Consider the following 696-nt stretch of genomic DNA (forward strand, 5'->3'; position numbering starts at 1 on the left):
GTTCGAAAATGCGCTTTGCTGGGTCAGGCCCGGCGTCTGCGCAGAAGGTCCCAGAGCCAACGTGGCTCCGGGGTAAACGCCGGTTGAGGCTGATTTCGGCTGCGGGCTGACGAAAGGTTGCTGAGCGACATGGCGCATCCCCGATGTGACATTGATGACCGTCACAAGTGCGTCTTGTGGCGCCGCCGTGTTCACGACGAACAACACGCAAGACCTGATGGAAATGTTGACCGGGACCTGGCCCACTGCCTGTCGGCTCACCAAAAATGTCGCCACCATGTCCTGCGCGTCAGGCCCGACGTTCATTTCCGCTACGGTCAATAGGCGACAGCGCCGTCTAGAGACCCAGGCTCTCATGTTAGGAGGGCTAGCTTTCAAGAAGCTGACGCGTCTGAAAGCGATCCACCAATGACGATGGCAAATCTAGGAGTTCTGCCGGAAGCTGCAGCGTGCTCTTGACGTGTCTGGTCAGCTCAGGCGCGAGCACGATGCTGTGTTGAAGGGTATGGCGAGTGCGACATCAAGCGAATTTCGCAAGCTTTTCCGGCACGATCATTCTGCGGCTTCTACGATAGTGGAGGTTTGAGCGGCTCGCGGCTGGTCGCAAAGGTGGGCATGCAGCGCCGCTACGCATTCATCCACTTGCGTCCCATGCGACATGTCACGCGATACGCGCTTCCACCCAAATTGCCGCGC

Annotated in this window: 1 protein-coding gene; it reads right to left on the reverse strand. The window is 58.8% G+C overall.

All coding sequences use genetic code 11. The features are described from left to right. A partial coding sequence (locus ACV1FX_RS41725; protein WP_473123284.1) for a hypothetical protein occupies window positions 1-321 on the reverse strand: 321 nt, incomplete at its 3' end. Between the last annotated feature and the right edge of the window lie 375 nt (window positions 322-696).

Source organism: Bradyrhizobium ingae (assembly GCF_055791185.1).